Raw genomic sequence first — 22,638 nt, forward strand, 5'->3', positions numbered from 1 at the left:
TTTTATGCACTTATGATCGAATGATTATGCGTTTTTAACTAGAATACTTTCTAATACATTAGCAACATCCTCGCATTTGTCTGTTGCATCTTCCATTGCGGATAACACTTCTTTGTGTTTGATCAATGAAATAGCGTCTTTTTCAAATTCAAAAAGATCGGCTACTGCCTTATCAAAAATATAGTCTGCTTTATTTTCTACACTATTGATACGCACACAAGAATCTGTGATATTGCGAATGTTTTTTAAATCCCGAAGTTCGTGGATTGCTTTTGAAACATGTTCAGTAGCTTCCACCAGTAGATCCGCGATTTCTATCATTGGTTCTGTTGCTTTTTCTACCTTGTATAAGTCCATTCTATTAGCCGCACCGTGGATAAAATCGGCTACATCGTCCAAAGAACTTGCTAAGGAGTGTATATCTTCGCGGTCAAAAGGTGTAATGAAATTTTTACCTAGCTCCAAGTGAATTTGATGTGTGATGTTGTCGCCTTTGTGCTCCAAGTCTTCCATCTTACGTGTGAACTCTTTCTTCTTTTCTGGATTGTTTGAGTTAACAATATCTTTTAACAATTGAGACATTTCGATCAAATTGTTGCCGGCTTGTTCAAACAAAGGGAAGAATTTTTTGTCCTTTGGAACGAAGTATTGAAAAATGCTATTTAAAGACATATCTTAAATTTATTTTTGCAAAAATAACACCCTAATGTTAAGTTAATGTTAACATTGGTTTTGTTTAAACACAAAAGTGTCATCAATTGTTTAATCTCCGACCTGAACTTTTTGCAAAGTAAAGCCAAAAGTGGTTCCAATGCCCTCTGTACTACGGACATTAACATTCTGTTGATGCGCTTCAACAATATGTTTGACAATCGCAAGACCTAAGCCCGATCCGCCAATATCTCTTGAGCGACTTTTATCTGTGCGGAAGAATCGCTCGAATACCCGGCTCAGATTTTTTTCTTCGATACCATAACCGTCATCCGTGATTTCTATGAGTACTTGCTCAAAAAGCGGGAAAATCTTGATTTTCGTTGTCCCGCCCACTTTTCCGTATTTGAGTGAGTTATCGATAAGATTATACAATACCTGATGTATTTTATTGCGATCGGCTTTAACCCAATGTGGTGTGCCGGTTTTAGGTTTGAACTCGATCTTAATATTATGATGTTTGGCTTTGTCTTCCAATGAATATGAGGTGTCTTTGATAAGATCTACAATGTCAAATTTTTCAATATTCAATACCATTTTACCTGATTCCAGTTTGGATATTTCATCTAAATCTTGAATTAGATAATTCAATCTGTCAAGGTTTCGAGCAGCTTTATCTAAGAAATTCTTTGCCATTTCCATGTCTTCTTCCATCAGCCCATCTTGTAATGTCTCGATGTATCCTTGTGTAGCGAAGAGGGGCGTTTTGAACTCATGGGATATATTGGAAAGGAATTCACGCCTAAATTTTTCCTGCGATTTCAATTGTTCAATTTCATTTTTTTTATCTTTTGCCCAGGCCTTTACGTCATTTTCTGCATCTGTAATGGGATCTTCACTGACATGTTCACCAATCGCATCTTTTAGATCTTTGCCAAGTTTGAGGTTATGAATCAACTTATACATGGTATTAAGACGACGGTAGATGTATTTCTCGAATAAATAGTTGAATAGAAGAAAACAGATAACCAGTGCAACAAAAAATATAATCAGTGCAGTCTGGAGATCATGTTTATAATAAAAGCTGATAGTGGATATTGCAATGCCAACTCCAGCAGAGTTTGCCAATAATAATTGTCTGAAATTCATCTGTTGAATAAAAAAGGCCCCTAATTGGAGCCTAAGTTACTTATAATGATATTAATAAATTGTTAAAATTTTCCGATAACGGTTTTAGCTCCGGTAACTTTATCGCCAATATTCACATTGATCTCTGTTCCTAAAGGCAAGAATAGATCCACACGTGAACCAAATTTGATAAAGCCGAACTCGTTGCCTTGAACAACCTGATCATTTTCTTTTACATACCAAACAATTCGGCGGGCCAATGCGCCAGCAATTTGACGGAAAAGAACTTCTCTGCCTGCGTTGTCTTTTACTACGACAGTTGTTCTTTCGTTGTCTGTCGATGATTTTGGATGCCAAGCGACCAAGAACTTCCCTGGATGATATTTGAAGAAAGTTACCAAACCGCTGATTGGATTTCGATTCACATGTACATTGATAGGAGACATGAAAATAGAGACCTGTATCCTTCTGTCATGAAAATATTCATTTTCTTCGGTTTCTTCGATGACCACAACTTTTCCGTCAGCAGGACATAAGATCGTGCCATCTTGTGGAATCACTACTTTCTTAGGACTCCTAAAAAACTGGACAACTGTAATGAATAGGAATGCTGAAAGGGCATAAATAAACCATTTTACAAACTGCGGTGCATCATAATAATCCGCAACAGCATTGATGATAAAGATAAAAAGTACAGCAATCGCTAATGTGGTATATCCTTCTTTATGGAATTTCATATCTATTTATTTCTGCAAAGATAATTATTTACTCGAATTGTCTATTTGTCTTTCGATTTTAATTGAATGGGTATAGACTTTCCCATCACTTCCCGTGGCAATACTTCCAGAAACTTTAATCGTATCGTCTTGAGGTTGATCTTGTTTGTAGGTAGGAAAATAAAAATCTATACTTTTGGCAATTCGATTCAAAATGGTGTGATCATTTTCATTATTGGAGTCTACATTCAATTTCAGACTTCGCAAATTGGCCAAGCCCGTTTTTTTGACTTCAACTTCATAGGAGAAATTTAGTTGGGTTGCAACTTCGAACCCGCTTTTATTGATCCTATCTGTAAACCGTTTAGCAAGGAAGGCATAGAAGTTTGAAAAGTCATCAAAGCTACAAGATTTGCTGTTTAATAGTTCAGCTCGGATAAAATAATCGTAGGGTAGAACGCTTAACACTTGAAAATCTTCACTTTGAAGTTCTCCATTATCATCATAAGTAGCAACTATTTTTCCATCAACAAAGCGTTGTGTCATTGCGTAAATGGGCTGCTGTCCGACATTGTAAAAATAAGTGTTCCAGTTCCCCTGTGGTTTACCTCCTTTTACTTTGCCCTTACGTAGATAAAAATCATAACCGAATTCTGTGAATCCTTCGAATGGAATAGCGAATTCATAGTTCCCTTCACCACCAACGATTTCCTGTTTTCCTCGGTTATCCCAATAATCTTTAATGAAATAACCATAATCACCATAGGTCACCGTTAATAGCGGTTTACCGTCGGGATAATAATATTTGCAATCACCAACTGGATAGTTATCCTTAAAATTTATTTCCCATTTTAACACTCCATTCGGATGAAAAGCTTGAAATACACCTTCTTTTTTACCACCCTTATAATTGCCGATCAGTATACGGTTGCCATTGGGTGCGAAATCACGAAACTCCCCTTCGAAAATTTGCTTTGTGAAATCAAATTTGCTTACACGTTCAATTGATTTGAATTCGCAATCTTTTGCCGCCAGATAATAATACTTATCAAAATAGAAACGAATTAAGCCTTGATCTAATTTCTCGTAAAATACAGGCTTATCCTCTTGCGCTTGAATAGGTTGGCAGCAAAACGAGGATAACAACAACAGTATAGAAATGAATTTTTTAGTCATAACAAAAATTAATGTGCTTCAAGCCAATTTTTACCTTCTCCGATTTCAACAATCAACGGAACATTTGTTTTTATAGCATTTGTCATTTTGTCCAAGATAATTGTTTTGAATGCTTCGACCTCTTGTTTCGGAACATCAAACACCAATTCATCGTGTACTTGCATAATCATTTTACCTGCCAGTCCCTGTTGCTCGATTTCCTTTTGTATTGCAATCATGGCAATCTTGATTAAATCTGCTGCCGAACCTTGAATCGGGGCATTGATTGCATTACGTTCAGCAAATCCCCGAACAGTCATGTTTGCTGAATTAATGTCTCTCAAATAACGTCTACGCTTTAAAATTGTTTCAACGTAGCCTTTCTCTTTCGCGGATTCAACGGCATCGCTCATATACTTTTTTATACCGGTATATTGGTTGAAGTATTCGTTGATGATGTCAGCAGCTTCTTTGCGTGAGATGCCTAGATTTTGAGATAAACCAAAGGCGGATTGACCGTATATAATACCAAAGTTTACTGCTTTTGCATTACGCCTTTGTTCCGATGTCACCTCTTCAAAAGCCATATTATAGACTTTTGCTGCAGTGGCACGATGGATATCATGTCCTTGACTAAAGGCTTCCAACATATTTTGATCTTTGCTCAACTCCGCTATTAAGCGTAATTCGATCTGTGAATAATCGGCTGATAAGATCACATGATCTTTCGAACGTGGGATAAATGCTTTCCTCACTTCACGGCCTCTTTCCGTACGGATCGGAATATTCTGCAGATTAGGATTTGTAGAGCTCAAGCGGCCTGTTGCGGCGACAGCTTGATTATAGGAAGTATGGATCAACCCCGTTTCTGGATTGATCAATTCAGGTAATGAATCTACGTAAGTTGATTTTAATTTCTGTAACTGCCTAAAATTCAAAATATCCTGAACAATATCTGATTTGTGCGCCAGCGCCAATAGAACATCTTCACCAGTTTTGTACTGCCCTGTTTTTGTTTTCTTTGCTTTCGGATCCAGTTGGAGTTTGTCGAATAAGACTTCGCCTAACTGTTTTGGTGAGGCAATATTAAAGTTCACGCCTGCTTTTTCAAATATGGCATTCTCTAGATCCGTGATGTCCTGTTCCAATGTTTTCGAAAATTCGCCAAGAGCGGGGACATCCACTTTTACTCCATTTCGTTCTATTTCTGCAAGCACATATACAAGTGGAAATTCAACATCCTGGGCCAATTTTAAGGTGTCCGTTTCTACCAAAAGAGGGTGAAAAATGTTTTTTAGCTGCAAAGTAATGTCTGCATCTTCTGCTGCGTATTCTTTGATTTTTTCGAAATCAACATCCCGCATATTTCCTTGTTTTTTTCCTTTTTCTCCAATGAGTTCGGTAATGGAGACCGGCGTGTAATTCAGATAGTTCTCTGCAAGCACATCCATGCCATGCCGTGTGTCAGGGTCAATGAGGTAATGTGCTAACATGGTATCGAATAATGTTCCCTGTACCTTAACACCATATCTTGCCAATAGGAGAATATCGTACTTGATATTCTGACCGATCTTTTCAATTGCTGGATTTTCCAGTGCAGACTTAAAGATATCGACGATGCGTTGCGCTTCTTCCCGATTTGCTGGTGTAGGAATATAGTATGCTTTCCCGGTTTCAAACGAAAATGAAAGTCCTACGATATTAGCAAGATTTGCATCTAACCCCGTTGTTTCTGTATCAAAACAAAAGCTGCTTTTTGAATTGAGTTCCTCGGCAAGTTTTTCTTGTTCTTCTGTTGTATCTAATAGTGTATATTCGTGTGTTGTATTGTGAATATTTTTTAGAACAATATTTTCACTTGATACTCCTATTACTGTACTTGTTGTATTTGCTGTTGTCTGGATAGCAAATAAATCCATCTGTCCATTTATAGGTGCATTCTTTTCAAGTATGGAGAAATCGTCTCCAAAAACTCTTTTTCCCAATGTCCTAAATTCCAATTCAGCAAAAAGGGGTTCTAGAATGTCTTTATTTGGATCTTCAAGTTCTAGGGCTTTTTCGTTAAGCTCAACGGGTACATCCAACAAAATTGTTGCTAATTTTTTTGAAATTAATCCCTGTTCTGCAAAATTTTCAACGTTTTCGCGCATTTTTCCTTTTAGCTGATCCGCATTGGCTATAATTCCTTCGACTGACCCAAATTCCTGAACAAGTTTTTTTGCGGTCTTCTCACCGATACCTGGAATTCCTGGGATATTATCTACGGCATCACCCCATAAGCCCAAAATATCGATGACCTGGCACACGTCTGTTACCTCCCACTTTTCGAGAATTTCTTTGACTCCTTGTACTTCAGCCCCATTACCCATACGGGCTGGTTTGTAAATAAAAATATTGTCTGAGACAAGCTGACCAAAATCTTTATCCGGTGTCATACAATAGACTTGGAAGTTTTCTTGTTCTGCTTTTTTCGCTAATGTTCCGATGATATCATCCGCTTCATAACCGTCCATTGTAATAATAGGGATATTGAATCCCTCAATCAGGCGATAGATATAAGGAATGGAAGCTGAAAGGTCTTCGGGCATTTTTTCACGATGTGCTTTATAGGCTTCAAATTCAATATGGCGTGCTGTAGGAGCTGCCGTGTCGAACACTACTGCTATATGAGAAGGTTGCTGATTTTTCAATACCTCCAACAGTGTATTGGTAAAACCCATGATTGCCCCAGTATTCAACCCTGTCGAGGTGATCCTTGGGGTCTTGCTCAAAGCAAAATATGCTCTATATATGAGAGCCATGCCATCTAAAAGAAATAGTTTTTTCACAAAATTGAATTTTAGTCTCCTTACAAAGGTAAGAAATTCATCAAACCGTAAGTTTAATAAATTTTTCCGATTTTTGTGCTATGACACATTTAATGCAACAGGTTCTATGAGAGGATTGGTAACAAAGTCCACAGGTAGTTGGTATCAGGTTTTGGGCGAAGATGACAAGAGATATGATTGCCGAATCAAAGGAAAATTTCGTACCAAGGGAATTAAAACGACCAACCCTGTGGCTGTAGGAGACTGGGTGCATTTTGATGTGGAGCCAGATCTTGAAAGTGCTGTCATTCGTGAATTGGAACCGCGTCGTAATTATATTATTCGAAAGTCGGTAAACCTCTCCAAACAAACACAGATTATCGGGGCAAACCTAGATCAGGCTTTTTTGGTGGTTACGTTGGCTTCTCCGCCAACATCTTTGGGTTTTATTGACCGTTTTTTGGTGACGACCGAAGCTTATGGAATACCTGCGGTACTTATTTTTAATAAACTCGATCTTTTCAGTGATGAAGGTTTGGAAATATTGGCCGACTATAAGGCTATTTATGAACGAATCGGCTATCCGTGCTATGAGGTATCGGCTTTGACGGGAAAGAATATAGATGTTGTCAAGGAGCTACTTCAGGATAAAATTACATTAGTGTCAGGTCATTCTGGTGTTGGTAAATCTACTTTGATTAATGCTATTGTACCTGAATATGGTTTGAAGACAGGAGAAATTTCGGATTGGTCAGATAAGGGGAAGCACACCACTACATTTGCAGAGATGTTTGACTTACCTTTTGCGGGTAAACTGATTGATACACCCGGTATTCGCGAGTTGGGAATTGTGGATATTGAAAAACAGGAACTGTCCCACTTTTTCCCTGAGATGCGTGCATTGATGAACCAATGCCGGTTCAATAATTGTCGGCATATCAACGAGCCCGGTTGTGTGATTATGGAAGCCGTTGAGGAGGGAGAAATTGAATCTTCACGTTACGATAGTTATCTCAGTATGTATCATAATGAAGATAGCAGAGCTTAATACAGAAAGGCTTCCATTTATGGAAGCCTTTCTGTATTTAAAAGGAAGAGAGCGTTCATTTTATGGCTTGTGTTAGATTCATGTAGTCCATTAGATAGGTACATTCCTTTGAAGCCATATTGAAAAAAGGCGTGTCCTTATATTGTGTATTTAGTTCTTTAAAGTACCTATTCTGAAGCGAAAAGCGGTAGAACGGATTTTTCAAGGGGGAATCATAATATTGCCAGCGAGTGTCCTCAGTATAAACAAAATCTTTCTGTTCACATTTTGCGAGCATGAAGGTACATTTGGCCTTAAACTCTTTATCTGAACTTAGTGAACGGGCTTTGTTATACCATTCTTTTGCTGATTTTGTCTGTACGTAATTCCGTTTCCAGTGAATTGTTGTGGCAGCATGATTGTCTGAGGATGACCAATCGTACGACACCAAAGACCATGCGTTTCCGTAAGTGCTGGTTTGATAAATGCCTGTGGCCATCTGAAAGTAATAGTCGGCTTTTTTCTGATTATTTTTTTCGCTTTTTATGGCATTCTCCAATCGGGCCATGCGTTCTGCATATTTTAGTTTGGTCGTATTCTCTTTTCCGTATTTCTTTGGATAGTCATTGATGGTGACGATAAATGGACTGGGGATAACACCCGTTTCATCTTCATTGTACGAATTCCTTATTTCTTTTATTTTGTGATCTTTAGGAAGTGCCTGTAATGTTGTCGCCGCTTTTTGAAAATCAAGCTCCCGTAGATATGCTGTGCCTAGCAGTTCTGTCAAATAATCTCTATTGAAATGCTTGATATCTTGCAATAAAAAACGGGATAATGTATTTTGTTGCGTGTTGTCAGACAGTAGTGCCCTTATTTTTAATAATGTTTTAGGTGTGAGACTATTTTCCCAAAAATGCATGGTGGACCATTGCATGTTGTCTTCAAGAGAATCCTTGGCGATACCGTAATTATAGAAGATATCGGCTTTTACAGCGGCTAAACTCGCCATAGCTGTATCTTGTGTGCTGAGGTAATGTTTGACGACAAGGTTCTGGAGGATATTTCTAGCAATCAGACTGTAATTGCTGTATTCAAAAGCACTATAGCTCCATTCCTTTTTGTTACTTGAATTTTTGCCATCCTGTTTGGCTTTCTGCTCCAGCCACGCTAATGTTTTGACCAGCTTGGGCTGATCAATCTGTTTACTGGTTTGCCAATCTGCTAATTGCGTAAGCAGCACTGTAATCTGATATTGATCGCCCAACCTAGGATTCAATTCATTTTCTTTTACCTGGGCAAGATATTTTTTTGCTAGATCATTTTCTCTATTCATCCAGCTTAAATAAGCCGCTGTAATCAGACCAAGCTGTGGCTGAACGTATTTTTTGTCTTGATAGAGGTTTAATGCGAAATCGCGAAGGGAATCCAAATGTTGTTTAATGGTGCTTTTGTCTTCGTTTCTAGCGTAATAGTTGTAGTTTTCGCCATAACCAATATAAAAAGACTCATTCATATCGCCTTCTATTTTGTTGACTTCCCTTCCCAACAAAACTGCATTTACGGTATTGGCTGGATCAAGCTTATAACAGGCGTTTAGATATTTCATTGTACGGTCTCCAGTGCCGAATCCAATAATGGCATTAATGTTAAAGTTGTCTGCATCAGTGCTGGCATATTGAAAAATCTCTGTGTCAGAAGCTGTGATATAATGAAAATTAGCGTACGCCAAAACCCGTCTTTCGGGGCTTGCTGTAAATAACCTGGAGAAAAGGTATGCCGCTTTAGCCCCATCACCATTTTTACGGACAGCACCAGCGTAGTTGGAAAGTGCCCAATTTAAAATAGCTTCATTCCCTTTTATAGGCTGTAAGTATTTCTCATAGATAGCAATACTTTTGGCATATTCCTGACCGAATAGATATAAGCGTGCGGCCTGATAAGCGTAACGGACAAAAAGGAAACTGTTTTTTTTATGCTTGTTGATCTGTGTTTCGGCCAGTTCGGCATATTGTACAATCTCTTTAAAATTCCGCGTATCGGGATCCCAATAATTGTGTTGAACATTGGTGATGGGCTCTTGCTTTTTTGTAAAAACAAAGTAAGCTCGCTCAGGTTCATGTTTACCATCAATTAAGGTTTGTAAAAATGTATTTCCTTTGATGGAATCCGGAAGATTGCTCCAGGATGATTTTTTTTGATTACTGACCAAATCAGACGTCGCCGAGTCGCTGTAGTACATCAATTGTTGGATATCTTTTACATTTATATCTGACCCTAGGTGTTTTGCCCAAGCTTCACTGTTGACGATGCTTTCCTTGACTGGAGCTTCTTCGGTATAAAGAAATTGATAGGGGATGTATTGAAATGCAGAAAACCCGTTGTCTTCGAGATTCGGAAGATAGTAAGTTGTTTGGTTGTCATAGGGATCCATTTCGGGTCCACAAGCGATATTTGTTGCAATCTCTCCAAAAAAGAAAGCGAGCGTGGTGCTAGAAAGCACGAATAATTTCTTGTAACTCGGCGTTGCCATGATTTGCTAATGTAGCTTGATCTAAATGATAAAAAATAATCTGATGTTTTTTTCCTTTCAGTTCTCCCCTCAAAAATTTTGCCGTTTGCAAAAGATCATCGTGAGTTACCTGCTCAAATCGGACAACATCTCCTTTTTTGAGATTTGCTTTTGGAAGGTCGGTAATTAAAATGAATAAATTACTTTTTGGGTTGCGTGTAAATAAAGCTGTATTATTGATGTCCTGCTCACTAATATATTTTGATATACCAATGTAACTATTGTTTCTAAAAACCACAAACCATTGAAATAAAGGAAGTGCAATATCCATTTGCATTGGATAATTGCGTAGTGTACCACCTAAATAGGTCTTTAGATCTTGTTGATTCAGAATAGAATTTTGGTTTCCAAACTGGCGTAAATTGCCCATGTTGTAGCACATTAAAGTCACTTTCTTTACTGGTGGAATACCGCTTGTAACCGTATTCTTAACTTGATGTAATCTTAAGGTTGAGCTAATAATAACATCTTTTAAATCAGGCAATTCTTGTAGGTAATTGAGCAAGTAGAAGAATTTGTCGCGTGATGTCTGTGTCCAATCACAGTCCAATTGCAATTCGTTGAATTTTTCTTTGCCAGCCTGCTTAATTTTTGCGGCGACAAATGGAACAATCTTATTGGCTAATGCTCTTATTTGTAAACTGTCCATTTCTGAAAAAATTCGTTGATTGATAAATACAACTGGTATTAAAGTCTGTTCTTTAGGTACAGGCTGGGAGAAAGTAATGGGGCTAATGGGGACAGCCTGAACACCCGAGGGATCAAAGTCTATATCCATAATTCGTGTATATATGGACCTAGCAGCGACTTCTTTTAGCGCACGGTGTTCTACGGTATCAAGTTGAAAAACTGTTTTCCAAAAATAGAAGCCTGTTTCGGGTTTGGAATTTGAACAAGAATTGAATATAAGTAGCCAAAGCGGTACAAGAAATAAAAAAAGTCGTATTCGGAGCTGCATATTTTCTTTATTTAGTAGTATTTGAAACAAAAGGGGAATTGATCTTGTTTGCTATTCAATAAATAAAGACTAAATTACAAAGAGATTGTGACTTTATGAAGCCTATTTTTAAGTGGATCATTGGGATTGTTGTGTTTATTATCCTGGCTTTGACCGGGGGGATTATGTATTTTAGCAATAAATGGAAACCACTGTTGGATACCAAAATAAAGCAACTGGTTTTGCAGGCGACAGATAGTCTGTACACTGTTCACTACGATGATATTCATGTTAATCTTGCACTGGGAAATCTAACCATAGATAATCTTCATTTAATTCCGGATAGTGTTGTGTATAAAAAATTAGAGCTTATGAAAAAGGCTCCAGACAATCGATATGCAATAATCATCAACAAGCTTAAGATTAAAAGCTTTGGCATCCGTAAGGTATTAATGGATAAAGAGCTTTTCCTACACGATGTCACCGTAGATACACCAATGATACATGTTATCAATGAGGTGCATAGTTATAACGATACTGTAAGCCAAGGGCCTAAGAAACCATTGTACGAAAAAATAAAAGATAATTTAAAGAAGATTCATGTTGAAGCTGTCAATTTGAATAATATTGATTTTAAATATACGCAGGTACAAAAGGGTGTACATCAGGATTTTGAGATAAAAAAAGTGAAAGTACGGATTGATGATGTCCTTATTGATTCAACTTCGGAGCAAGACAGACAACGTTTTTATCATACGAAGATGATCGATATCGAAGTGCCGGGCTTTACTTATAAAACTCCAGATGGTTTTTATAAAATCAATTTTGATAAACTTAAGATCAATAGTAAAGACAGGAATGTCCTCCTGACCAAGGTCGCTTATCAGCCGACTTTAAACAAAGCCGCCTATTATAAGAAAAAAGGGGAAGGCGGAAGTTATATTGTCTTTAAAATGGACACCTTGCAACTGACTGGGTTCAATTTTGGGCAACTTTCCAGAGATAAAAAGGTTTATGCGCAAAAAGCATTCTTAAAAAACGGGCAACTTTCCATCTATAGCGATAAGCACTATAAGAACCCTGCTACCCGACAAATTGGAAATGCACCGCACATGAAATTGATGCAAATGTCAACTAGAATGGGAATTGATTCGCTGATTCTGAATAATATTGGTATTGCTTATTCGGAGATGAGTGATCAATATAGCCAGATAGGAACCATTACTTTTGATCATACCTATGGTACCATATTGAATGTGACAAATGATTCGACAAAGTTACTCAAGCAAAAGCTTATGCGTGCTAATCTGAGCACTAATTTTATGAACTCAGGAAAGCTATTGACCAACTTTGTCTTTGATATGACCTCCAAAGTTGGGGCTTATACCTATAAGGGTAGTCTTGGACAGATGGATTTAACCGCTGTCAATAAAATGATTCGACCATTGCTGAATGTTGAGGTTAAATCCGGTAATCTAAAACAAATCGTATTTGATGTCTGGGCTAATGACTACAGGAGTAAGGGGACGTTTAAAATGGATTACAACGATTTGAAAGTTAATATACTCTCTGAAACAGGTGAGGACGGACGTCGAGAAAAGAAGGGCTTCCTTTCATTTATGGTCAATCAGGTTTTATTTAATCCTGGAAACCCAGACCTTTATGGTAAATATACTGTGGGGCATATCAACAAGCATCGAGACCCCTATCATCCTTTCTTTAAGGCAATGTGGCAAAGTTTGCTGATGGGAATTAAACAATGTGTCGGTTTAGGACCAGAGCGTGAGGCAAAATTGATGAATACAGCAGATCGTGTAGAGAAGGTCGTGAGTGGAGTGGAGAAAGCGAAGAAATTATTCTCAGGGATATTCAAAAAACATAAAACCGCTGAAGAGCTGCTAAAAGAAGAGAAGGAGGAAGAGGCAAAAGCGGCTGCCAAAATAGAGGAAAAGCGAAAACGGGATCGAGAGAAGGCTGAAAAGGAATTAGAGAAAGAAAAACCTGGGGATTAAAAAAGTGGAGATGTAGCGAAAGACACTGGTAGATTCCGTTTCACGTGAAAATAAAGTGCTTTTAGGGGATAGATGTTGGTAGATTTTTGAATAAAGGCAAATTTACCTTAGTTTGCGGTTTATAATGGTAGATTCTATATTAAGTTTTATTCGATTTGTTTTCAAATATAAAAACGGTCTTGTAGATAAGATCATGTTCTATGCGAGCATGATTTGTGCTGCGATAGTTATTTTCAATGTTGGTTATGTAACAGATCCAACTTTGGGTATTTTACTAGGTAAAACAATCCACTACCTATTTTTCGTGCTTTTCTTTATGATCGCATTGCGGGAATCTTCATCTATCTATGCACTGAAGAAGATTGCTGTTGAACATTATTCAGGCTTGTTTATCCTGATTTATTTTATTTTTATTTTGATTGCTCGTTTCGCTGGGATTGATGCGCTATCGGTCTTTTCACGCGAACAGTGGATTTATTTAGGGATTTATATTATTTTTATCGCCGAATTATCGAAAAGCACGCTCTTTTTTGATAATTTTTATTTTAATCCTACCATACTATTTGTTATCAGCTTTCTTGTGCTTATCCTGATAGGGACAGTTCTATTGATGCTTCCGCGAACAACGATTGAAGCTCCGCTCAGTTTTGTCGATGCCTTGTTTATGGCCACTAGTGCTGTTTGTATAACAGGATTGTCCGTAGCAGATATTTCAACCAACTTTAGCATGTTTGGTCAGACCGTTATTATTGTATTGATACAGGTCGGTGGATTGGGAATTATGACATTTACAGGGTTTTTTGGATATTTTTTCTCTGGTGGATTTTCATTCAAAAACCAACTGATGTTTGGTGAGATATTGGGTGAAAATAAAGTGGCTTCAGTCATTAAGACATTGTTGACCATGATATTTATTACACTGTTGTTTGAATTTCTTGGTGCGTTATTGATTTTTAGTACCTTGGAAAGGACTAACTTCCCGAATATGGGTAGTATGATTTTCTTCTCAATTTTTCATTCCATTTCTTCTTTCTGTAATGCCGGATTTTCTATTTTGTCTGGAGGTATCACCAATGAGGCATATAAGTTCAACTATCCATTTCAATTGGCTCTTTCCTCATTGTTTATTCTTGGGGGATTAGGTTTTGGAATTGTGCTCAACTTTTATACCTACATAAAGGAGTCTATATTGCTGTGGTACCACCGTTTGATCACGAAGAAAAATTACAAACATAAAGCCTGGAGTTTTAGCTTCAACTCCAAGTTAGTTCTACTTTGTAATGCGATTATTATTGTTGCGGCAACACTTTTCTTTTACTTTTTGGAACGGAAGAATACGCTTTCTTTAGAAAAAGGCTTAGATGGCGAATGGGCCACGTCTTTTTTTATGGCAAATGCTGCGCGTTCTGCAGGTTACAATAGCATTGATTTAAGTTTCGTCGGAGCCCCAACTATTTTTCTGATCATGTTGCTGATGTGGATAGGGGCCTCCCCAGGGTCTACTGGAGGCGGAGTTAAAGTGACAACAGTAGCACTTTCTTTTATAAATATTATTTCTTTAGCAAAGGGTAAGGAATATATTGAAATTTTTAAACGAAGAATAGCAAGTGAATCCGTCAATAAAGCTTTTGCAATCATTTTATTGTCGTTTATAGTCGTTGGGCTCAGTTTTTTTGTCCTTATTTTTACTGATCCAGATAAAAGTATGAAAGATTTGTTGTTTGAATCGTTATCGGCATATACGACCTGCGGCTTGAGTTTGGGTATTACCCCTTCCTTAAGTATGGGTGGAAAACTGATCATTGTGGTGACCATGTTGGTCGGTCGTGTGGGTATGTTAACATTATTGGTTGCCTTTATCAAAAATACGACACGTCGGAATATTATATTTCCGGAGGAAAAGATCTTGTTTTAAATGCATTCTTTTTTTAACGTAAATTTGGAAATGAAGAGAAAGAGGTTGATTTAATAGTATAGGGTGTGATTATGCTTGTAAATACAATAAATTTATCTTAGTTTGAGTTATGAAGTATATTGTTTTAGGGTTAGGACATTTTGGGCGTTCATTGGGTGTTCATCTTACTGAACTCGGTCATGAAGTGATTGGAGCAGATAAAAGTCTAACTATAGTGGAGCAGCTCAAAGATAAGATCACACATACCGTATGTTTGGATACAACGGATCGGGAGGCTGTATCTTCACTACCTTTGAAAGATGCGCATGCTGTAATTGTAGCTATTGGGGAAGATGAAGGAGCGTCTCTTATGACTGTAGCACTCCTAAAACAATTAAAAGTAAAGCGTATAATCGGCCGTATCGTATCTGATTTGCAGAAGACAGTTTTGGAAGCGATGGAGATCAATGAGTATATTATGCCAGAAGAAGAGGCTGCAGAGCGTTTGGCGATGCGGTTGGACAATATCGATATCGTTGATTCCTTTAAGGTTTCAGATCGGTATTCTATTGTCGAAACAAAGGTTCCGCAGCGTTATATTGGTATGACGCTACGCGAGGCTAATCTGACGAATCTATATAAAATTATTGTACTGACAACAGTCAAAATTACAGAGACAAAAAAAGACGGAATTACCAAAGAACAAAAGGAAGCATCTGGTATCGCCACGTCTGAAACAGTCATGGCGGAAGGGGATATCTTAGTTGTTTTTGGCGAATTATCCGACATCAATAAGTTAATTCAAAAAGGAGAATAAAATTATGTTATTAACAACAACAAGTGTTATCGAGGGACACCAGATCGATCGTTATTTGGGGATTGTTTCTTCAGAGGTTGTTTTGGGAGCAAATGCCATTAAGGATATGATGGCTGGATTTAGAGATTTTTTTGGCGGTCGGTCCAATTCCTATGAACGGGCGTTTCAGGAGACTCGTGAGGCTGCATTGCGTGAACTAGAAGATCGCGCGAAAGCATTGGGAGCTGACGCAGTCGTTGGCGTACGATTGGATTTCCAAACTGTTGGAACAGGGGGAATGATGATGGTAGGAGCAACGGGGACAGCCGTTAAAATGAAATAAACTCAAGATAGCCCTAATATAATTAGGGCATTTTTTTTATAAATAAGACGGGAATGAATCCATCGTTATTCATTTCCCCTGCATTTTTAGGCTAAACTGTCTTTGATGAATCATGGCAATTTGAGGTTTATTTCTTTTCATCATCTAACAGAACTGTATTTAATAGATTGCGCATAATTATAATTGTATATAAAAACAAATTTATCTAAGTTTGGCTTTTAAGACTTTTAAACAACCTAAGAGGATAAATGAAAAATTGGTTTAAGGCGAATTCAGCACATTTGATCGTTATTGCGGTATTTATTGCGCTCGTATTTTTTTATTTCACACCTGTTTGGCAAGGAAAGACACTTGCCCAATCAGATGTTGTACAGGCGCAAGCTGGACAAAAGGAATTATTTGATTATAAAGCCAAAGATGGAAAGGCGCCTTTATGGACGAATTCTATGTTTGGAGGAATGCCTACCTATCAAATCTGGCAGGCAAATGAAAATAATATTGGTACCTACTTGTTGAAAGCGGTGAAGTTTGCCTTTCCAAGTCCGATGGACACAGTGTTGTTTTATCTATTGGGGGCCTACTTTCTTTTTAGCGTATTACGCATCAAACCCTGGCTTGCTGCGGTGGGCGCAGTTGCAATAGCCTTTACTTCCTACAACTTTATTTATATTGAAGCTGGACATATTACCAGGGCAAATGCAATTGCCTTTATACCGCCTGTTATTGCTGCGGTGATTATGTGTTATCGTGGGAGTAAGTTATGGGGGCCAGTACTGCTGGCGTTATTTCTTTCCTTGGAAATACGTGTCAATCACTTACAGACGACTTATTACTTGTTAATGGCGTTGATGGTATACGTTATTTTTACCTTAGTCGATGCAATCAAACAAAAACAATTAAAGGAATTCTTTATCGCCTCCGGCAGACAGGTGATTGCGGTTATCATTGCTTTAATGGTCAATGCATCCATTTTATTGCCTACTTGGGAGTACAGTAAGCTGAGTACACGTGGCCATGCTAATATTACGAAGGTTGACAATAATAACACAAAAGCAAAAGGACTGGATAAAGAATATGCTTATGAATGGAGCCAAGGTATTGGCGAGACCATGACCTTTATGATTCCTAATGCTTATGGCGGAGCTAGTGGTGGTCAATTGGACGAAAAATCGCATGTTGCCAAATTCTTTATGGAAAAAGGAAGAGTGTCTGAAGTTCAAGCAGGGCAGATGGCACAAGGTATGCCAACCTATTGGGGGGACAAACGCTTTACATCAGGACCATGGTATTTTGGGGCCGGTGTTTTCTTCTTGTTTATATTGGGACTTGTTATTGTCAAAAACCGTTTCAAATGGTGGATATTGACGACTACTATATTAGCATTGCTTTTGTCATTTGGAAAGAATTTCACATTGGTTTCTGATTTATTCTTTGATTATTTTCCGATGTACAACAAGTTTAGAGCTGTGGAATCCATCCTGGTTCTTGTTTCAATCACAGTACCTCTGTTGGCTATTATGACGGTGAATGAATTGCTGACACGGGCCAAAGAAATTCCAAACCTGGATAAGAAAGTGCTTTATACTTTTGCCGGTGTGGGGGGCGTTTGCCTACTGATTGGTTTAATGCCTGATCTATTCTTGAATTTTAGAAATGGGGAACATAATAATTTAATAGAATCGTTCACACAGCAAATTGGTGATAAATCTTTTGCTACGGAACTGGCAAATCAACTGGTTTTGGATCGTAAGGATATCGCGAGTAAAGATGCTTACCGCTCCTTTGTGATTATTTTGCTTACATTCGGACTTGTTTGGTTTTACCTTAAGAAAAAGCTTAATGAAGGTGTTTTATTGGGTACCTTGCTTATCTTGTTCTTATTCGATTTGTGGAGCGTAGATAAACGCTTTTTGAATGATAAATCCTTTATGGAGAAAGGTGCGACTGCACAGCAGGTGTTCCAGCAACGGGAGGTCGATCAATTGATTTTGATGGATAAGGATCTAAGTTATCGCGTCCTTGACTTGACGACTGATCCATTCTCTGATGCCCGCCCTTCGTATTTCCATAAATCGTTAGGAGGCTACCATGCTGCTAAATTAATGCGTTTTCAGGAAATTTTAGAGAACCAATTCAATGGAGCGCTTAATGAAGATGTATTGGATATGTTCAATGTGCGTTATTTAATTACAACAGATCCTCAAAATCAGTCGCAGCGTATTGTGAGACGGAGTACTGCCGCTGGAAATGCTTGGTTTGTAGACAAGGTGACTTTTGTAAAAGGAAATGCGGAGGAAATGCAAGCGATCAGCTCTTTTGATCCACTTAAAGAAGCATTTGTGAATCAACAGTACCAGAATGAAATCAAAGCAAAAACTTCCAGCGCGACTACAACAGGAGAAATTAAATTGACTTCCTATCATCCTGATAAAATGCAGTACGAATATACTACTGCTAATGACGCTTTTGCGGTATTCTCCGAGATATTCTACGATAAGGGCTGGAAGGCTTATGTTGATGGAAAGGAAACGCCAATTATCCGTGCAGATTATTTGCTGAGAGCGTTGCAATTGCCAGCGGGAACACATAAAGTCGAATTTATCTTTGATCCAGAATCACATAAGATGGGTAATTTACTGACTTTAATAGCGTCGATTATCCTTGGATTAGGAGTAGCGGCTGCTGCATATTTCTCATTACGGGATACAAAAAAAGAAACAGTTGCATAGCAAGCTGTTTCTTTTTTAAAGGTTGAAGCTTTAGAATAATTTGAGCTGTGGGTCAGTTATTCTAAAGCTTTTTCTATGATGCGGTGTAGAACCATATTCTAGCACTGCAGTCCGATGCTTTACGGTCGGATAGCCTTTATTATTAAGCCAATCATAAGCGGGGTAATCCGAAGCCAGATTGTCCATGTATTCGTCACGGTAGGTTTTGGCCAAGATGGAGGCTGCTGCGATAGAAAGGTATTTTCCATCGCCTTTTATGATGCAGGAATGGGGAGTTTCTTGGTAAGGAATAAATCTGTTCCCGTCCACAATGATATATTCCGCTTTTATTTGTAGCATATCTAAGGCTTTATGCATGGCAAGATAACTGGCATTGTGAATATTTATGCGGTCAATTTCTTCCGCTGAAACACTCGCTACAGCATAGGCAAGTGCTTCCCGTTCAATAATCGGCCGTAATGCCATCCTTTTTTTTTCGCTTAATTTTTTTGAATCGTTGAGCAGCTCATGATGATAATCAGCGGGGAAAATTACCGCTGCTGCAAAGACCGGTCCTGCCAAACAACCTCTGCCAGCCTCGTCACATCCCGCTTCAACCTGTTGATCTTGATAATATGATAATAGCATTTTTCTAGTTCTGTAAATGAACGAAAGTACAAATAAAATTAGAGTTATGCATTGTAACTTCTGTGTGAATAATGCCCTTTTACATTAATTAACACTAATAATATCTTCTTTTGTAAAGATTTAGAATGCGCTGTTGTGAATAGAAAAGAGAGGAGTTGGTTAAACTTAAACGGGGGCATTCGGTCAAAAATTTGTCAATTATAGAGATAAAAAAATAGGTATTATGAGAGGCTTCATGCTTTTTTTATTGAGTATGTTAACAGGATGGACAGTATATGGCCAGACGAGAAGCGTACAAGGAATGTTGAAGGACGACAAGAACCGAGTTGTCGCAGGAGCAACTGTTAAGTTGACTTCAAAATTGGATTCTATGGTAGCAGGTTCAAATATGGCCGGTATTTTTATATTTGATAGGATCAAGGCGGATACGTTTAAGATTACCGTTTCTAATTTAGGATTTGAACGTTTTGAAAAGGAGTTTGATTTTCCTAAGGGAGAGGTAAAATACATTATCCCAAGTTTGACCTTGCAACAGAATTCGCAGATGCTTGAGGAGGTTGTTGTGGATGGGGTACCTACCGTGGTTGTGAAAAGTGATACGCTGGAGTACACTATGAAGGATCTGAAATTACGTGATGGGGCTGTAGCGGAGGATGCGTTGAAAAAATTACAAGGCGTTGAAGTGGATAAAGATGGGAATGTTACCGCGCAGGGTGAATCTGTAAAAAGGGTCAGAATTAATGGCAAAGACTTCTTTGGAGGCGATGTTAAGACAGCAACTCAGAATCTTCCAGCCAATATTGTGCAAAAAATGCAGATTATTGATGATTATGGGGACATGGCTAACATTACAGGTAACAAGAACGGTGATTCCGAAAAAGTACTGAACATTCAGATCGATCCCAAATATAACCAAGGCCATATGACAACGCTCCGTGCTGGCTATGGAACAGAGGATCGTTATCAGGCAACAGGAATGTGGATGGGGATGCGCGAAGGAGAGCAGATTTCTGTACTAGGAAACTTAAACAATACCAATGCACCCTTGTTTGATTTCAATACAACAGGTGGTGGCGCCCGACGTGGTCAAGGTGGTGGTGGACGCCGTGGTGGCGGTATGTTTGGTGGTTCAGATGGCCTTACTAAGATAGGTTCCATTGGTCTTAATTTTCGCAAGGATTTTTCTGATAAGCTGACTGCTTATGGTAGCTATAGTTATAGCCATAGTAACAATACGACATTATCACAGCGATTTCAGGAAAACACGCTTCCCAATATCATGCAAACGGATAGTGTTACATCTAATAGCAACACGATTGGCGGTAGTCATCGCTTCGAGGCAAATGTGGAGTGGAAACCCTCAGCCAATGACTATATTAAAATCTCACCACAATTTGGTTATGATAAAAGTGATGTAACAACATTTTCAGAATCAACTACCTATCGCAACAACGCATTTAACAATTCACAAAAACAGGATATAATCGCTAATTCGACAGCTCCTCGATTTGGTGTCAGCGGATTATACAATCGTAAATTGAATGATAAAGGCAGAAATGTTTTTGTAAACATGAACTTCAATAATGCAAAAACAGAAAAGGACCAAAACGCAATCTTGGATAGGTTATTGGCAGATCCTAATAATGCAGATGCTCCTTTAAGTTCGATTTATGAGAAAACGATTTTAGAGGCCAGTAATAAAAGCTGGAACGCAGGTGCTTCATTGAACTATACAGAGCCACTTTCAGAAAAAGGAAGATTAGAGTTTACCTATGATTTCAACAAGAATAAATATGATAATTCCAATAGACAGGAAGGTCGTAATATGGCTGGGGAGCTGATTGCTGATGATCCTAAATTGAATTTTGACTATAATTATGATTATTCTTTCTCAACACATAAAGTAGGTGCTAATTATCTATATAATGGCGATAAAATCACCTATTCTATTGGGGCAGCTGCACAACCGTCTCAATTGCGGGGAGATGCAATCAGTTCGGGATTAATTGTTCCGATACATCGAAACAATATGAATTGGATGCCAATTGCGCGATTTGAGTATAAGTTCTCCCGCCAATCCAATATTTCTGTGAACTATTCCGGCACGCCAAATGAACCGTCAGTTACCCAGATTCTACCCTTTGATATGAGTACAAATCGTACGAGTATAGTAATCGGTAATGCAAATCTAAATCCCGAGTTTAGCCACCAATTGAATATGCGTTTTCGCAAAAATGATTTTCAGAAAGGAAATAACTTCTTCGCTTTTGTCAATGCTGGCCTGACAAATAATAAAATTGTGAGCCTTAGCAAGAGTTATTTTGATGATTTAATAGATTATCAGACAGGACAAACAAATTCCACCTTAATTTCCGAAACACGGTATTTGAATGAAACTAATGACAAACCATTTAATGTTAGTTCTTTTTATCATTATGGGAAATCACTGAAAGAAAAAACCTACAATATTATGTTGATGGGAGGAGTTTCTTATAACAAAAACATAGGTTATGTTTCTACGGAGAAAGATGATAATATTGGTCAAAAAAATATTGCCCGTAATATTGTATTTAATCAGGGCTTGATGTTTAGGTATAACCCTTCCGAAAATCTAGAAATAAATCCTGGTGTTCGTTATCAATACAATCATACGGAAAATTCATTGACAAATCGAACAACCAATGTTTCTTCTTGGACACCGACTTTGATTGGTTCAATAAATATTACACCGACAACAATTTTTGGGGCAGATCTTTCAAAACAGTTTAATAGTGGTTATGGTGCGGGAATTAATGCAAATCCGTTTGTTATCAATACTTATGTTGAGCAAAAGTTCTTAAAGGAACAACGTGCTACTATACGCCTACAGGCATTTGATTTGTTAAACGAACAGACCAATGTATCTAGAACAGTGAACGAATCTATGATCATGGATAGTCGTACAAATCGCCTCGGGCGCTATTTTATGCTTTTATTCACCTATAAATTCCAGAAGTTTGCAATGGGGACCCCACAGGGGGGAGATGACTTTCATGGAGGTATGAGAAGACCTCGTATGTAAGCCGAACAAAAAAAGCTAGCTAAAAAACGGTTATAGTGATTTCGCTATGACCGTTTTGCGTTTAAAAATCCCTAGTTTTGCTGAAAATGCACCAAAATGGTTAAGTTTGATCGGTGGTATTCAATATGTTCGAGCTATTGTTGCAATAATGGCTGGACTGTAAAACATATATTTTGGCGATCT

General features: G+C 38.0%; 15 protein-coding genes. 7 read left to right on the forward strand and 8 right to left on the reverse strand.

The genetic code is table 11. From position 1 onward, the window contains the following. Window positions 1–24: 24 nt before the first annotated feature. The 5 genes from OGI71_RS20525 to polA all read right to left on the reverse strand — a co-directional run bounded on the left by OGI71_RS20525 (window position 25) and on the right by polA (window position 6,478). Window positions 25–672, reverse strand: a complete 648-nt coding sequence (locus OGI71_RS20525) for a DUF47 domain-containing protein (protein ID WP_104383452.1) — start codon at window positions 670–672, stop codon at window positions 25–27. Window positions 673–762: 90 nt separating this feature from the next. Further along, window positions 763–1,800 (reverse strand): ATP-binding protein, encoded by a 1,038-nt coding sequence (locus tag OGI71_RS20530; protein WP_282251555.1) that lies wholly within the window; start codon window positions 1,798–1,800, stop codon window positions 763–765. A gap of 62 nt (window positions 1,801–1,862) precedes the next feature. After that, window positions 1,863–2,516: a phosphatidylserine decarboxylase family protein gene (locus OGI71_RS20535; RefSeq protein WP_282251557.1), complete on the reverse strand. Its 654-nt coding sequence runs from the start codon at window positions 2,514–2,516 to the stop codon at window positions 1,863–1,865. A gap of 24 nt (window positions 2,517–2,540) precedes the next feature. Beyond that, a complete protein-coding gene (locus tag OGI71_RS20540; protein WP_282251559.1) occupies window positions 2,541–3,671 on the reverse strand; it encodes a hypothetical protein in 1,131 nt (376 codons plus the stop codon). 8 nt (window positions 3,672–3,679) lie between these two features. After that, window positions 3,680–6,478, reverse strand: coding sequence for a DNA polymerase I (polA, locus tag OGI71_RS20545; protein WP_282251561.1), 2,799 nt, complete (start codon window positions 6,476–6,478; stop codon window positions 3,680–3,682). A 106-nt stretch (window positions 6,479–6,584) separates the two neighbouring features. On the opposite strand from polA, the gene rsgA reads away from it, so the two are divergent. Then, on the forward strand, window positions 6,585–7,505 hold the full coding sequence (gene rsgA, locus OGI71_RS20550; protein ID WP_282251563.1) for a ribosome small subunit-dependent GTPase A: 921 nt from the start codon (window positions 6,585–6,587) through the stop codon (window positions 7,503–7,505). A 55-nt stretch (window positions 7,506–7,560) separates the two neighbouring features. Here rsgA and OGI71_RS20555 read toward each other — a convergent pair whose 3' ends face one another. Both OGI71_RS20555 and OGI71_RS20560 read right to left on the reverse strand, forming a co-directional pair. Further along, window positions 7,561–10,017 (reverse strand): hypothetical protein, encoded by a 2,457-nt coding sequence (locus tag OGI71_RS20555; RefSeq protein ID WP_282251564.1) that lies wholly within the window; start codon window positions 10,015–10,017, stop codon window positions 7,561–7,563. Beyond that, a complete protein-coding gene (locus tag OGI71_RS20560; protein WP_282251566.1) occupies window positions 9,977–10,834 on the reverse strand; it encodes a hypothetical protein in 858 nt (285 codons plus the stop codon). The genes OGI71_RS20555 and OGI71_RS20560 overlap by 41 nt, the downstream gene beginning before the upstream one ends. 275 nt (window positions 10,835–11,109) lie before the next feature. Between OGI71_RS20560 and OGI71_RS20565 the strand changes: the two genes are divergently transcribed. From OGI71_RS20565 to OGI71_RS20585, 5 genes are all read left to right on the forward strand, one after another. After that, the gene (locus OGI71_RS20565) at window positions 11,110–13,005 is read left to right on the forward strand and encodes a hypothetical protein (protein ID WP_282251568.1); all 1,896 of its coding nucleotides are present in this window, start codon (window positions 11,110–11,112) and stop codon (window positions 13,003–13,005) included. A 124-nt stretch (window positions 13,006–13,129) separates the two neighbouring features. Further along, a complete protein-coding gene (locus tag OGI71_RS20570; RefSeq protein ID WP_282251569.1) occupies window positions 13,130–14,920 on the forward strand; it encodes a potassium transporter TrkG in 1,791 nt (596 codons plus the stop codon). Window positions 14,921–15,029: 109 nt separating this feature from the next. Continuing rightward, window positions 15,030–15,716 carry a TrkA family potassium uptake protein gene (locus tag OGI71_RS20575; RefSeq protein ID WP_282251570.1) on the forward strand — a complete coding sequence of 229 codons (687 nt, stop codon included), beginning with the start codon at window positions 15,030–15,032 and terminating at the stop codon, window positions 15,714–15,716. 4 nt (window positions 15,717–15,720) lie between these two features. After that, window positions 15,721–16,038 carry a YbjQ family protein gene (locus tag OGI71_RS20580; protein WP_077437339.1) on the forward strand — a complete coding sequence of 106 codons (318 nt, stop codon included), beginning with the start codon at window positions 15,721–15,723 and terminating at the stop codon, window positions 16,036–16,038. Window positions 16,039–16,286: 248 nt separating this feature from the next. Next, window positions 16,287–18,767: a YfhO family protein gene (locus OGI71_RS20585; RefSeq protein ID WP_282251573.1), complete on the forward strand. Its 2,481-nt coding sequence runs from the start codon at window positions 16,287–16,289 to the stop codon at window positions 18,765–18,767. Window positions 18,768–18,797: 30 nt separating this feature from the next. Here OGI71_RS20585 and OGI71_RS20590 read toward each other — a convergent pair whose 3' ends face one another. After that, complete coding sequence (locus tag OGI71_RS20590; RefSeq protein ID WP_282251575.1) at window positions 18,798–19,394, reverse strand: ribonuclease HII; 597 nt, start codon at window positions 19,392–19,394, stop codon at window positions 18,798–18,800. A 223-nt stretch (window positions 19,395–19,617) separates the two neighbouring features. On the opposite strand from OGI71_RS20590, the gene OGI71_RS20595 reads away from it, so the two are divergent. Continuing rightward, on the forward strand, window positions 19,618–22,455 hold the full coding sequence (locus tag OGI71_RS20595) for an outer membrane beta-barrel protein (RefSeq protein WP_282251576.1): 2,838 nt from the start codon (window positions 19,618–19,620) through the stop codon (window positions 22,453–22,455). Window positions 22,456–22,638: the final 183 nt, after the last annotated feature.

The sequence above is a fragment of the Sphingobacterium sp. ML3W genome (genome assembly GCF_029542085.1).
GTDB lineage: Bacteria > Bacteroidota > Bacteroidia > Sphingobacteriales > Sphingobacteriaceae > Sphingobacterium.